The organism is Mycobacterium gordonae (assembly GCF_017086405.1).
GTDB lineage: Bacteria > Actinomycetota > Actinomycetes > Mycobacteriales > Mycobacteriaceae > Mycobacterium > Mycobacterium gordonae_D.
The window spans coordinates 3,220,810-3,234,191 of sequence record NZ_CP070973.1; the positions used below are offsets into that span (position 1 = coordinate 3,220,810).

The 13,382-nt window shown below is 66.6% G+C and carries 12 protein-coding genes; 6 read left to right on the forward strand and 6 right to left on the reverse strand.

Annotated elements, in window-relative coordinates:
• Window positions 1–102 precede the first annotated feature (102 nt).
• The 5 genes from JX552_RS13725 (at window position 103) to JX552_RS13745 (ending at window position 6,202) form a co-directional block, all read left to right on the forward strand.
• Window positions 103–507 carry a TM2 domain-containing protein gene (locus tag JX552_RS13725; RefSeq protein WP_205877903.1) on the forward strand — a complete coding sequence of 135 codons (405 nt, stop codon included), beginning with the start codon at window positions 103–105 and terminating at the stop codon, window positions 505–507.
• Window positions 497–907, forward strand: coding sequence for a DUF2752 domain-containing protein (locus JX552_RS13730; RefSeq protein WP_205877904.1), 411 nt, complete (start codon window positions 497–499; stop codon window positions 905–907). Before JX552_RS13725 ends, JX552_RS13730 begins: the two co-directional genes overlap by 11 nt.
• 151 nt (window positions 908–1,058) lie before the next feature.
• Window positions 1,059–2,477 (forward strand): pyruvate kinase, encoded by a 1,419-nt coding sequence (gene pyk / locus JX552_RS13735; RefSeq protein WP_205877905.1) that lies wholly within the window; start codon window positions 1,059–1,061, stop codon window positions 2,475–2,477.
• A gap of 59 nt (window positions 2,478–2,536) precedes the next feature.
• Complete coding sequence (locus JX552_RS13740) at window positions 2,537–3,403, forward strand: acyl-CoA thioesterase II (RefSeq protein ID WP_205877906.1); 867 nt, start codon at window positions 2,537–2,539, stop codon at window positions 3,401–3,403.
• A 24-nt stretch (window positions 3,404–3,427) separates the two neighbouring features.
• Window positions 3,428–6,202, forward strand: a complete 2,775-nt coding sequence (locus JX552_RS13745; RefSeq protein ID WP_205877907.1) for a TIR domain-containing protein — start codon at window positions 3,428–3,430, stop codon at window positions 6,200–6,202.
• Here JX552_RS13745 and JX552_RS13750 read toward each other — a convergent pair.
• Window positions 6,199–6,696 carry an MTB12 family secreted protein gene (locus tag JX552_RS13750; protein WP_205877908.1) on the reverse strand — a complete coding sequence of 166 codons (498 nt, stop codon included), beginning with the start codon at window positions 6,694–6,696 and terminating at the stop codon, window positions 6,199–6,201. The genes JX552_RS13745 and JX552_RS13750 overlap by 4 nt on opposite strands.
• Before the next feature lie 20 nt (window positions 6,697–6,716).
• Here JX552_RS13750 and JX552_RS33330 point away from each other — a divergent pair, with 20 nt between their 5' ends.
• The gene (locus JX552_RS33330; protein ID WP_277396073.1) at window positions 6,717–6,839 is read left to right on the forward strand and encodes a hypothetical protein; all 123 of its coding nucleotides are present in this window, start codon (window positions 6,717–6,719) and stop codon (window positions 6,837–6,839) included.
• Window positions 6,840–6,877: 38 nt separating this feature from the next.
• Here the strand turns inward: JX552_RS33330 and cydC are convergent, their stop codons facing one another.
• The 5 genes from cydC to JX552_RS13775 all read right to left on the reverse strand — a co-directional run bounded on the left by cydC (window position 6,878) and on the right by JX552_RS13775 (window position 13,375).
• Window positions 6,878–8,521, reverse strand: coding sequence for a thiol reductant ABC exporter subunit CydC (gene cydC / locus JX552_RS13755; protein ID WP_205877909.1), 1,644 nt, complete (start codon window positions 8,519–8,521; stop codon window positions 6,878–6,880).
• On the reverse strand, window positions 8,508–10,121 hold the full coding sequence (gene cydD, locus JX552_RS13760) for a thiol reductant ABC exporter subunit CydD (RefSeq protein WP_205878430.1): 1,614 nt from the start codon (window positions 10,119–10,121) through the stop codon (window positions 8,508–8,510). The genes cydC and cydD overlap by 14 nt, the downstream gene beginning before the upstream one ends.
• Before the next feature lie 56 nt (window positions 10,122–10,177).
• Window positions 10,178–11,218 carry a cytochrome d ubiquinol oxidase subunit II gene (gene cydB / locus JX552_RS13765; protein WP_205877910.1) on the reverse strand — a complete coding sequence of 347 codons (1,041 nt, stop codon included), beginning with the start codon at window positions 11,216–11,218 and terminating at the stop codon, window positions 10,178–10,180.
• Window positions 11,219–11,241: 23 nt separating this feature from the next.
• Complete coding sequence (locus JX552_RS13770) at window positions 11,242–12,711, reverse strand: cytochrome ubiquinol oxidase subunit I (protein WP_205877911.1); 1,470 nt, start codon at window positions 12,709–12,711, stop codon at window positions 11,242–11,244.
• A gap of 94 nt (window positions 12,712–12,805) precedes the next feature.
• Window positions 12,806–13,375, reverse strand: coding sequence for an HdeD family acid-resistance protein (locus JX552_RS13775; RefSeq protein WP_205877912.1), 570 nt, complete (start codon window positions 13,373–13,375; stop codon window positions 12,806–12,808).
• Window positions 13,376–13,382 lie beyond the last annotated feature (7 nt).

Consider the following 13,382-nt stretch of genomic DNA (forward strand, 5'->3'; position numbering starts at 1 on the left):
GCTGAGATCCTGTCCCAGGACGTGTCACCGGGTCAGGACCGGTGCCAGAGCGGCCGATGTGACGACAGGGCGGCGACACGCGGTATCTGGCATGCTGAACCCGTGACTGACCAGCCGTGGCCCGGCGCCAGCGAGTCGGGCTCCCCGCCGGACGCGGGGTATCCGCCGCCGCCTTTTCCGCCCCCCTATCCGTCGTACCCGCAATACCCGCAGTATGGAGCTGGCTACGACCCGTCAGCGCCGTTCGGCCGGCATCCCGTGACCGGGCAACCGTATTCGGACAAGTCGAAGACCGTCGCCGGTCTGCTGCAACTGGTGGGGCTCTTCGGTTTTGTCGGCATCGGGCGCATTTACGCGGGTTATGTGGGCCTGGGTATCGCACAATTGGTGGTTGGCTGGGTGACCTGCGGGATCGGAGCCTGGGTATGGGGCGTCATCGACGCGGTGCTGATCCTGACCGACAAGGTCACCGACCCGCAGGGGCGTCCATTGCGCGATGGAACCTGACTCGCCCGCCCCGGCAACGCCCAAGGTAGTCACGGCAGGATCGGCTGTCCTGCTGACTGGTGCGCTGACGTACATCGGGGTCTGTGATCCACACAAACCGGATTCGGTTTACCCGCTGTGTCCGTTCAAATTTCTCACCGGCTGGAACTGTCCGGCCTGCGGTGGCCTTCGGATGACTCACGACCTACTACATGGTGACCTGTTGGCCGCCGCCACCGACAATGTGTTCGCGCTGGTTGTGATCCCGCTGCTGGCCGTCTGGATCCTGGTGCGCCGGTTCGGCGGACGTTCCTGGTTGCCGACACCCACGACGATCACCTTGTTGGTCGCGGCGGCAGCGTGGACGGTGGTGCGCAACCTGCCCGGCTTCCCGTTGGTGCCGACCCTCCTGACCGGCTGATCGGGCCCCGCTGGGCCCGCTGGCTCGCGCCGCGAGCGGCACTTTCGGCGTCGCACATGAAGCCGGGAGCCCACTTGAGCAACGCGGCATCGACGTGTCTCGGGCCTTCCAGTCACCCTGATGCAATCGGGCGCGACTATGCTTTGTCGTCGTGACTAGACGCGGAAAGATCGTCTGCACCCTCGGGCCGGCCACCCCCACCGACGAGTTAGTCCGTGACCTGGTAGAAGCCGGAATGGACGTCGCCCGAATGAACTTCAGTCATGGCGACTACGCGGATCACGAAGCCGCCTATAACCGCGTCCGACGTGCTTCCAACGACACCGGCCGCGCCGTTGGCGTGCTGTGCGATCTACAGGGACCCAAACTCAGGCTCGGGCGTTTCGCCAGCGGCCCCACCTACTGGGCCGACGGCGAAACCATCCGCATCACCGTCGCCGAGTGCGGTGGCTCCCACGACCGGGTTTCCACCACGTACAAGCGGCTGGCCGAAGATGCCACGCCCGGTGACCGGGTGCTCGTCGACGACGGCAAGGTCGGACTCGTCGTCGATCGCGTCGAGGGCGACGACGTGTTGTGCAAGGTGGTCGAGGGCGGTCCGGTCAGCAACAACAAGGGAATCTCGCTGCCGGGGATGAATGTGTCCGCCCCTGCGCTGTCCGAAAAGGACATCCAGGATCTGACCTTCGCGCTCAAGCTGGGTGTCGACATGGTGGCGCTGTCCTTCGTGCGGTCACCCTCCGACGTCGAGTTGGTTCACGAGGTGATGGACCGGGTCGGGCGGCGGGTCCCGGTGATCGCGAAGCTCGAAAAACCCGAAGCCATCGACAACCTCGAGGCCATCGTGCTGGCGTTCGACGCGGTGATGGTGGCGCGCGGTGACCTCGGAGTCGAGCTACCACTGGAGGAAGTGCCGCTGGTGCAGAAGCGGGCCATCCAGATGGCCCGCGAGAACGCCAAGCCGGTTATCGTCGCGACCCAGATGCTGGATTCGATGATCGAGAATTCCAGGCCCACCAGGGCCGAGGCGTCCGACGTCGCCAACGCCGTGCTCGACGGCGCCGACGCGCTCATGCTGTCCGGCGAAACCTCCGTCGGCAAGTACCCGCTCCAGGCGGTCAAGACGATGTCGCGCATCGTGTGTGCGGTCGAAGAGAATTCCACTGCCGCGCCGCCGCTGACACACGTGCCGCGCACCAAGCGGGGAGTGATCTCCTACGCCGCGCGTGACATCGGCGAGCGACTGGACGCGAAGGCCCTGGTGGCGTTCACCCAGTCCGGCGACACCGTCCGGCGATTGGCCCGCCTGCACACCCCGTTGCCTTTGCTGGCGTTCACCGACTTGCCGGAGGTACGCAGTCAGCTGGCCATGACCTGGGGGACCGAGACATTCATCGTCCCGCACATGAAGTCCACCGACGGCATGATCAGAGAGGTGGACAAGTCGCTGCTCGAACTCGGGCGCTATAAGCGCGGTGATCTGGTGGTCATCGTGGCCGGGGCACCTCCGGGAACGGTGGGCTCGACCAACCTGATCCACGTGCACCGCATCGGCGAGGACGACGTTTAGCCTGGTGACGATGCGGGCCGCGGTGCCGACGGGGAGGAGCCGGGCAATTAGGGTGAAGCGTGTCTGACTTCGACGAGTTGCTGGCGGTGCTGGATCTCAACCGTGTCGCCGACCACCAATTCGTCGGATCGCACCCCAGCAAGAACCCGATGCGCACGTTCGGTGGCCAGCTGGTGGCGCAGTCGTTCGTCGCGAGCACCCGGACGCTGGTCCGCGGAAATCTGCCGCCGAGCGCGCTGTCGGTGCATTTCGTCAACGGCGGCGACACCCACAAGGACATCGAATTCCACGTCGTGCGGCTGCGCGACGAGCGCCGCTTCGCCAACCGCCGCGTCGACGCCGTGCAAGACGGGAGGTTGCTGTGCACGGCGATGATCGCCTACATGTCCGGCGGGCGGGGTCTCGAGCACGGTGTCGAGCCGCCGGCAGTCGCCGAACCGGAATCCGTCCCGCCCCTGGCCGAATTGCTGCGCGGATACGAGCAGATGCTTCCGCACTTCGTCAACGCGCTGCAGCCGGTCGACTGGCGCTACACCAACGACCCGTCCTGGGTGATGCGCGACAAGGACGAAAGCCTTGTTCATAACCGGGTTTGGCTCAAGGCATCGGGCGCGCTGCCCAACGATCCGGTGCTGCACACCGCGACGATGCTGTACTCCTCGGACACCACCGTGCTGGACTCGGTGATCACCACTCACGGATTGTCATGGGGATACGACCGAATCTTCGCCGCGTCGGCCAATCACTCGGTCTGGTTTCATCGCCAGGTCGACTTCGACGATTGGGTGCTGTACTCCACCTCATCGCCGGTCGCTGCCGACTCGCGCGGATTGGGCACCGGGCATTTCTTCGATCGCTCCGGACAGGTCGTCGCGACCGTCGTACAGGAGGGCGTGCTCAAGTACTTCCCCGCACCGAGCAGATAGCCCGTGCCGCCAACTTCGGCTCCGGTGACACGCGCGCGCGACTACGACGCGTTTCTGTCGTACACGCGCCATGACCGCCGGGCGGCCGCCGGGATCCAGCAGGGTATGCACCACATCGGACGCCGGCTGGGTCAGCTTCGGGCACTGCGGGTGTTTCGTGACGACACGGATCTGACGGTCAGCCCGGATCTGTGGGGCAAGATCACCGACGCCCTGGATCGGTCCCGCTTTCTGGTCGCTGTGCTGTCGGACAAAGCGGCCGAGTCGTATTGGGTGAACCGCGAAGTCAGCTACTGGCTCGAGCACGAAGGCCGCGACCGGCTGCTGCTGGTACTTGCCGGCGGCCGGCTGCACTGGGATGCCGAACACCAGCGCTTCGATCCGGAATCGTCGAACGCCGCGCTGCCGGTGCTGACCGAACCGGGCGTGCTGCCGGCGGAGCCGTTCTTCATCGACGTCAGCGACAACGCTCCCTGGAATCCGCACGCGGCGATACTGCGGGAGAAGATCACCGCGCTGGCGGCGCCGATCCACGGCGTACCCAAAGACCAATTGGCCAGTGACGACCTGCGCGAGCGGCAACGGTTTCGCCGCTTGCGCGCCGCCGCGATCGCCGGGATGGCGGTGCTGACGGTTCTCGCCGTGGTCGCCGCGGTCTTCGCCGTCATCCAGCAACGCGAAGCGGTTCATCAGCGCCAGCAGGCCCTGCATCAGCGTGACCAGGCGGTGGCGCTGAAGTTGACCTCGCAGGCGCAGACGATGCTGGCCGGGATCGCGCCCGGCGGCGACGTGCGGGCGATTCAGCAGATCCTCGCCGCCCCGGTGGTCGCGCCCGCCACCGAACTCGGCTCGGTACTCGACACGCTGGCAGCGCGGCGCAGCACCCTGAAGATCTTCCCGCTGGCTCCGTCCTCCGGGGTGATGGCGCTCAGCCCAGACGGTCGGCGCATCGTGTCCGCGAGCGACAACACATTGCGGTTGTGGGACGCCGCGAACGGGGCGCCGGTCGGCGGACCCCTGATCGGCCACACCGAAGCCGTGTCGAGCGTGGCGTTCACTCCGGATGGAAACCGGATCGTCTCCGGCGGACGCGACGACACGGTGCGGATCTGGGACGCCGTGACCGGCGCGCCGATCGGGCCGCCCCTGACCGGGCACACCGACGCCGTCTCCGGCGTCGCCGTCAGCCCGGACGGTCGTCGCATCGTGTCCGGCAGCTGGGACAAGACCGTGCGGTTGTGGGATGCCGGCACCGGCGCACCGATCGGCGTGCCGATGATCGGCCACACCGACCAGGTCACGTCGGTGGCGTTCAGCCCGGATGGGCGCCGAGTCGCTTCCGGTAGTGCAGACAACACGGCCCGGCTGTGGAACCCGGCGACCGGGGCCGCTGCCGCACCGCCGCTGACCGGCCACACCGACGACGTGGTCGACGTGGCGTTCGGCGCCGGCGGCCGCCGCATCGCGACCGCGAGCTGGGACGGCACGGTGCGGTTGTGGGACGCCGTCACCGGCACACCGGTCGGTGCACCGCTGACCGGCCACACCGATCAAGTGCTCAGTGTGTCCTTCAGCCCGGACGGACAGCGCATCGTTTCCGGCAGCGCCGACAACACGCTGCGCTTGTGGGATGCCGCCACCGGTGCCGTGATCGGCGCGCCACTTGCCGGGCACAGCGATCCCGTCTTCGACGTCGAATTCAGTCCCGACGGGCGCCGGATCGTCTCCGGCAGCACCGACGACACGGTGCGCTGGTGGGAGGCCGTGCCCGATGCGCCGCTCGGCCTGGAAGTCACCGGCCATACCAACGGCGTGGAAAGTGTGGCGTTCAGTCCGGACGGGCGACGTATCGCCTCCGGCAGCATCGACGGGACGCTGCGGTTGTGGGATGCCGGCAGCGGGGCCCCGATCGGTGGCCCGCTGCTCGGACACACCAACAAGGTGAGCAGTGTGGCGTTCAGCCCGGACGGCACACGCATCGTTTCCGGCGGTGATGACAGCACGCTTCGCCAGTGGGACGCCGCCAGCGGCGCTCCGATCGGAGCGCCACTGACCGGCCACACCAGCGCCGTTACTACCGTCGCGTTCAGCCCCGACGGGCGGCACATCGCCTCCGGCAGCACCGACAAGACGCTGCGGCTGTGGGATGTCGCTACCGGCTCCCCGGTTGGCAACCCGCTGACCGGTCACACCGGTTTTGTCGAGGCCCTCGCGTTCAGTCCGGATGGTCGGCGCATCGTCTCAGCCGGCTGGGACAAGACGCTGCGCCTGTGGGATGCGCAGACCGGTGCGCCCGTCGGAGGACCGCTGACCGGACATACCGCGCCGGTGCGCGGGGTGGCCTTCAGCCCGGACGGGACTCGCATCGTCAGCGCCAGCTGGGACAAGACGCTGCGGCTGTGGAACGCGGTCACGGGCGCCCCGATCGGTGCGCCGTTGACGGGTCACACCGCGGTGGTGCGCGCGGTGGCCTACAGCCGCGACGGGCGTCACATCGTCTCCGGCAGCGCCGATCACACCGTTCGGTTATGGGACTCCGGCACCGGTGCGGCGGTGGGTGCACCGCTGACCGGTCACACCGCGGTGGTTACCAGCGTTGCGTTCAGCTCCGACGGACGCCGGGTGGCGTCGGGCAGCCAGGATCAGACGCTGCGGGTGTGGCCGGGGCCCACCGCGTGGTCAGAACTGTTGTGCGACAAGATCACTGCGAATATGAGCCACCGTCAGTGGCGAGAGTGGGTATCTCCGGATATCGACTACCGCGTCGTGTGCCCGAATCTCCCGGTGGCGCCCGATTAGCTTCTGGCCGCGCCGGTCTCCTCCAGCAGCGTCACCGCTGAAGCGCGAGATATTTTCCAGCCGCCCTGGTTGACGAACGTCAGGTTCTGGGTCACCGGGTTCAGCTTGGGACCGGAGATCGTGACATCAGCCGAAACCGTATTCGCACCGGTAGAAAGGATATTGGTCACGGTGGCCTTTAGCGGTAATTCGCCATGCGCCACAGCCTGTTTGAGGCGGGCGTCGGCCAGGTGGGCCTCCATCGGGCTGATGCCGCCCTCGACGAGATGACTCTTGTCGGAGAACGGGACGTTGACGTCCTGCAACGCGTTGAGCAGGTCGAATAGCTGTCCGGCAGTGGGCAAGTCGGCTGCCGGATCCAGCGGCAGGGGGGCCGCGAACACGACCGGGTCGACTTCGGAGGCTGGGCAGGAGGGCGTGCGGCCGACCACTCCGGTGGCCGCCGCGACCGCGGCGATCGCAACGACGCCTACCGCAAAACGTTTTGCTGGCACGTTCCGATACTAAACCCGGCGTGATCAGGCGTAACGGCATCTTCACCTGGATCGTCGCCGAGCACTCGATCCCGATCGCCGAACTGGCGGCGATGCTGCCGGTCTCGGCGAAAGTCGCACACACCGACCGGGGTTGTGCATGAATCTCGGCGGGGTGCTGGAGCGTTGTTGTCGCTGGAGTTCATGCCGCGCCGGCGACACCTGTGACGGCGCAATCGATGTCAGCCGGAAGGTGATGTGTTGCCACCACGACAGTTCTGGTGGCAGGCATCAATTCGCTGTCTCCTGAAAGCAACTCGCGCAATACTCGGTCGGCGTCGACCGCATCGAGGTGTTCGGTGGGCTCGTCGAGCAACACGATCGACGCGGGGGAGAGCAGCACCCGCGCCAACAACAGCCGCCTGCGCTGCCCGGCCGAGACCGCCTGTGCCCCAGCGGTCAGCACAGTGGACAGACCGTCGGGCAGGCCGGACAGCCAGGTGCCCAGCCCGACCCTCATCAGGGCTGCGGTGAGTTGGTCATCGTCGCAGTCGCCACGCGCCACCAGCAGATTGTCCCGAACCGTGGTGGCGAAGATGTGCGCGTCCTCGGCGAAGAAGCCGACCGTGCGCCGCAGTTCGTCTTCCCGGATCCGTTGCAGGTCGATCCCGTCCAGCGTCACCCGTCCCCGCACGGGCGGTAGCAGCCCGGCCATGGTCATCAGCAGTGTCGTCTTGCCCGAGCCACTGGGACCTATCACCGCCAGTCGGGCGCCCGGCGGCAGGTCGATCCCGGCGCTTACAGTGCGCCCGCCGGGGTGGCCGACGGTTACCTGTGCCGACAACCGGCCCGATTGCCCGGCCGGAGAAACCTTTTCGGCGCCGGATGTGGCGACCGGCGGAGCCAGTTCCAGTAGACGACGTGCGGATACGCGAGACCTGGTCAACTGAACCGCTGCGGCCGGCAGAGCGCCCGTTGCCTCAAAGGCAGACAGCGGCAACAACATCAGCACGGCCAGCGTTGTTGGGGCCGCCGCGGGCGCCATTGCCAGGGCGGCCACCACCGCGCCGATCACGCTGATGCCGATCGCCGCGGTCGGTACCGCCTCGGCGACGGCGGCCGGCCGGGCGGCGGCGTCCAACGCGGTACCCCAGACCCGGTGCTGTCGTTGCGATTCGGCGATGACGTCCGGCAGTACACCCGCGACCTTTAGTTCCGGCGCATGCTCGAGTGCCAGCATGGCCGCACTGTCGCGTTCGGAGTGATGCTGGCGGGCAATGGCTTCCTGAGTGGCGGCGGCCCGTCCGGCCAACCAGGGCGCGACCACACCGGCCACGAGCAGGCATATCGCCAGCACCGCGGCTGCCGGCACCGAGATGATTCCGACGACCACAACCGCCGTTACTGACAGCACCGCCGCGACACCGATCGGCACCAGCGCCCGCACCAGCACATCGGCCAGCGTGTCGACATCGGCACCAACCCGGGCCACCAGCTCACCGCTGTGCAGCCGGACGGCGCCGGCGACCGGCCCGGTGGCCAGCCGGTGATAGATCTGCGCGCGGGCCGTGCCGGCGGCCCGTAATGCCGCGTCGTGGGTCACCAGCCGTTCGCAGTAGCGCAGTACACCACGTGAGATCGCGAAAGTACGCACGGCGACCACTGCGACGGACAGGTCGAGCACGGGCGGCATCTGGGAGGCCCGCGTGATCAGCCACGCCGACACGCCGGCCAGCGCGAGCGCGCTGCCCAGTGCCAGCACTCCCAGCGCGACGGCGGCGACGAGGCGGGGGAGCCGGGGCCGCAACAGATCTGCGGTCAGCCGGAGGGGATCAGACCGTCGCATAGCGCACCTCAGTCGCGGCGACGACATTGACGACCCGGTCGCCGATCGCGAGCACCGGCGCGCGGTGCCCGACGACCACCACCGTCGCGCCGGCACGGGCCCGCGCGACGATGGCCGCCAGCACCCGTTGCTCGGTGTCGGCATCCAGGTGTGCGGTGGGTTCATCGAGCAACAACACCGGCGCCGGCGACCCGAGCGCCCGCGCCAGGCCCAGGCGCTGGCGCTGCCCAAGCGACAGCCCGACCCCGCCGCGGCCCAGTTCGGTGTCCAACCCGGCTGATAAGTCAGCCACAACGGTGTCGAATCCCGCTGCACTGCAGGCTTTGTCGAGATCATCCAGCGCGCCGAACAGCTCCAGGTTGTCTCGCACTGTGCCGGGGATCAGCACCGGGCGTTGGGCTAGCCAGGAGATCTGATGCCACCATTGAGCGGGTTCCAACTCGCCGATGTCGATGCCGGTGATCGTGACACGTCCTGACGATGGCGGGGTGAGGCCGGCGATCACCTGCAGCGTGGTGCTCTTACCCGCGCCGTTGTGGCCGGTGAGTACGGTCACCTGACCCGGTTCGACGATCGCGGTCAGATCGTGCGGCGAGAAGCCGTCCCGCCCTGCCACGCTGAGGTTGTCGATATGGATCGGCGCCCCGTGTGCGGTCACCGTCCGGTGACCCGATGCGGCTGGTGTCGGGTCGCCGATGAGAGAGAATGCCTTGTCGGCCGCGGCCCGTCCGTCTTGGGCCGCGTGATACTGCACCCCGATGCGTCGCAGGGGCCAGTACACGTCCGGGGCCAGCAGTAGCACGGTCAGGCCTACGCTCAGGCTCATCTCGCCGAACACCAGGCGCAGCCCGATGCCGACGGCCACCAGGGCGACACCCAGGGTTGCCAGCAATTCGAGCACCAGTGCCGACAGGAACGCGATCCGCAGGGTCGCCATCGTCGAACGGCGATGGGCGGCACTGAGTTCGGCGATCCGATGCTCGGGGCCCGACGCGCGGCCCAGGGCGCGCAGGGTGGGAATGCCGGCAACCAGATCCAGCAGGCGGGACTGTAGCGTGGTCATGGCAGCCAGTGCGGATGCCGATCGGTGCGCCGTGGCCAAGCCGATGAGCACCATGAAGATGGGTACGAGGGGCAACGTGACGACCACGATAAGCGTCGATTTCAAGTCGTAGCAGGCGATCACCGCCACGGTGGCCGGTGTCAGAATGGCGGCCGACAGCAGGGTGGGCAGATAGCCGGTGAAATAGGGACGCAGACCGTCCAGTCCGCAGGTGACGACGACCGCGGCGGCGTCCCGTTGGCCCGCCAACTCGCTGGGCTGTCGGTCGGTTACCGCCGTCAGTACCTGACCGCCGAGGTCGGCGATCACCGCGCTGGCCCCCCGCTGCCCCAACCGTGCCTGCAGCCAGTGGATGAGTGCGCGAAATAACCACAGCAACAACAGAATTGACAGCGTGCCGAACCAGTTGTGCAGGTTTCGTGCCGAGGGATCCGCGGCCACCCGCGCGACGGTGGACCCCAGGATGATCGCCGAGACTATTGCACAGCCGCTGATGACCACTCCGCAGGCCACCTCGGCGACCAGAAAGCGGCGCAGCGCGCCCGATGCCCGCCACAGCCGCGGGTCCAGCGGTGCCCTAGAGCCTTTCTCGCTCAGGACGGGCGCCTGGTCAAACCGATCGACGGCGGTATTCCGTCAGCCGAGATACGTTGCCGGAAAACCCAATACGTCCACGCCTGGTAGATCACCGTCAACGGCGTCATGATGGCGGCGACCCAAGTCATGATCTTGAGCGTGTAGGGCGTCGACGAGGCGTTGTAGATGGTGACGTTCCACTGGCTGTTCAGCGTCGAGGGCACCAGGTTGGGGAACAGTGCGCCGAACAACAGCACCACCACGCTGGCCACCACGAGCAGGGCACACACGAACGCCCAGCCGTCGGATACCCCCCGCCACGCCAGCAGTACCGCCGCCAGCTGGGCCACGACCGCCAACCCCAGCACGGACCAGGTCCAGTCCTTGCCGTAGGCCAGCTGGGTCCACACCCCGAATCCCGCAACAAGTGCCGTTGCCGGCAGGGAGAACCACCGGGCGAACCGGTGCGCGTCGTCGCGGATGGCGCCGGCCGTCTTCAACGCCACGAACAGTGCGCCGTAGAACAGGAACAACGCAGCGGTAGCCACGCCACCGAGCAGCGTGTAGGGGTTGAGCACATCGGTGATCGAGAGCCTGACCTGACCGTCGGCGTCCACCGGCAGCCCGCGCACCAGAATTGCGAAGGCCGTGCCCCACAGGATCGCAGGCAACCAGGAGCCGACCGCGATGCCGAAATCGGCCCACCCTCGCCACTTGGTGTCGTCAACCTTGCCGCGCCACTCGATCGACACGATTCGCAAGATCATGCCGAACAGGATCGCCAGCAGCGGCAGGTACAGCGTCGAGAACACGGTGGCGTACCAACCCGGGAACGCCGCGAACATTGCTGCGCCACCGGTGATCAGCCAGACCTCGTTGCCGTCCCATACTGGGCCGATGGTGTTGAGCGCGGCGCGCCGGTGTGCCTCGCGGTCGCCCTTACTGACGCGGGCAAAGGGCTCCATCAGCATGCCCACCCCGAAGTCGAACCCTTCGAGGACGAAGAAGCCGAGGAACAGCGCCGCGATGAGGCCGAACCACAACTGTTGAAGGTTCACGTGTCAGCTCCTATCGGGCTCTGTCAGTAGGCGAAGGACAGGGTCTTGACCTGCTCTTGATCGGAGTCCTGGTCCTCGGGCGGCGGTGCGGTCGGTTCGGCGTCGTGTTCCTGTGGTCCCTCGGCGATGTAGCGCTTGAGCAACCAGAACCAGATGACCGCGAGAACGGCGTAGACCAGCGTGAAGGTGACCAGTGAGGTGACGACCACGGCGAACGTGTTGTGCGAAACGCCGGCCGCGACGGTCAGGTGCACGTTCCGATCGCCGGTGGGGTTGGGCGCCACAATCCATGGCTGCCGGCCCATTTCGGTAAAGACCCAGCCGGCGATGTTGGCCAGGAACGGTGTTGGAATTGTCAGCAGCGCGAACCAGGCGAACCAGCGCTGGCTGGGGATGCGGCCACCGCGGGTCAGCCACAGCGCCATCAGGGCGAACAACACCGGGATCGCCAGCAGCCCGATCATCGCGCGGAACGACCAATAGGTGACAAACAGGTTGGGCCGGTAGTCATTTGGACCGAATCGCTGTTCGTAGTTCCGCTGGATGTCGCGCACGCCCTGCAGCGTCACGCCTTCGGTCTTGCCTTCGGCGAGGAAGGGCAACACGTAGGGCACCTCGATGACCCGGGTCAGCGCGTCGCAGTTGTTCTGCCGCCCCACGGTCAGAATCGAGAAGTCCGGGTCGGTTTGGGTGTCGCACAACGACTCTGCGGACGCCATCTTCATCGGCTGCTGTTGGAACATCAGCTTGCCCTGGTGGTCGCCGGTGAAGAACAGCCCGACGGTGGCCAGCAGCACCACCCAGCAGCCCAGCACGGTGGCGGGGCGATACATGGCCTGGGTGCCCGGGTCCACGGTGGTGGTCTGCGACCGCACCAGCCACCACGCGCTAACGGCGGCGACAAATGTTCCCGCGGTGAGCAACCCGCCGGTGAAGGTGTGGCTGAACGCTGTGAGCCCGGTGTTGTTGGTGAGCAGCGCCACGATGCTGTTCAGCTCGGCGCGCTTTGTCTGCGGGTTGTAGTGCACGCCGACCGGGTGCTGCATGAACGAGTTCGCCGCGATGATGAAGAACGCGGACACGTTCACCGAGATCGCCACGATCCAGATGCAGGCCAGATGCACCAGGCGCGGCAACCGGCCCCAGCCGAAGATCCACAGACCCAGGAACGTCGATTCGAAAAAGAAGGCTAGCAGGCCTTCCATGGCCAGTGGTGCGCCGAAGACGTCGCCGACGAAGCGTGAGTACTCGCTCCAGTTCATGCCGAACTGGAATTCCTGCACGATCCCGGTCGCCACACCGATCGCGAAGTTGATCAGGAACAACTTGCCGAAGAACTTCGTCAGCCGATACCAGGCGACGTTGCCGGTGGCTACCCACGTGGTCTGCATGATCGCCAGCAGCGGGGCCAGGCCGATGGTCAACGGCACGAAAAGAAAGTGGTAGACGGTGGTGATACCGAACTGCCACCGCGATATGTCGACGACGTTCATCTGTTAACTCCCGAGGATGCAGGGATAGTCAACCTACGACAGAGTGTAGTAGTTGCGGTTGGCCATCGCTAGCGTGATTGCAGTTGCGGGCTTGTTACGTGAGGTTCTGGGATGCCTTGCGGATACCGAACGCGGACACGATCTCGAATACGCCAATGACGATGCACCAGACGCCGACGACCAGGGCCAGCGTAATGATCGACTCGAACGGGGAAGCCATCACGACGATTCCGGCGAGCAGGCTGATGACGCCGATGAAGATTTGCCAGCCGCGACCGGGCAGGGCGGGATCGCTGATGGCAGAGACGGTCGTCGCGACACCGCGGAATATGAACCCGACCCCGATCCAAATGGCAAGAAGTAGAACGGCATTCCCGAAATGTCGGAACGCCAGCACGGCGAGGATTAGCGACGCGGCGCCGCTGATGAACAGCAGGATGCGGCTGCCCGCGGATACGTGCAGGGCAAAAGCGAAGGCCACCTGTGCTGCGCCGGTGATCAGGAGGTAGGCGCCGAACGCAATGGCGGCGACCAGAACGGACATACCCGGCCAGGCCACGATCAGGACGCCGACAGCCAATGACAACACGCCCGATATCAGCGTGGTCTTCCAGAGATGTGGCAGCAAGCTCGGGGGAGGCAACGTCGCGGAAGTGTTTTCCATGAGCACC

Excerpts from the sequence above, each read along its gene's own strand:
- JX552_RS13770 (WP_205877911.1), bottom strand. The coding sequence starts at position 12,711 with ATGAACGTCGTCGACATATCGCGGTGGCAGTTCGGTATCACCACCGTC.
- JX552_RS13730 (WP_205877904.1), top strand. The coding sequence starts at position 497 with ATGGAACCTGACTCGCCCGCCCCGGCAACGCCCAAGGTAGTCACGGCA.
- JX552_RS13775 (WP_205877912.1), bottom strand. The coding sequence starts at position 13,375 with ATGGAAAACACTTCCGCGACGTTGCCTCCCCCGAGCTTGCTGCCACAT.
- cydC (WP_205877909.1), bottom strand. The coding sequence starts at position 8,521 with ATGCGACGGTCTGATCCCCTCCGGCTGACCGCAGATCTGTTGCGGCCC.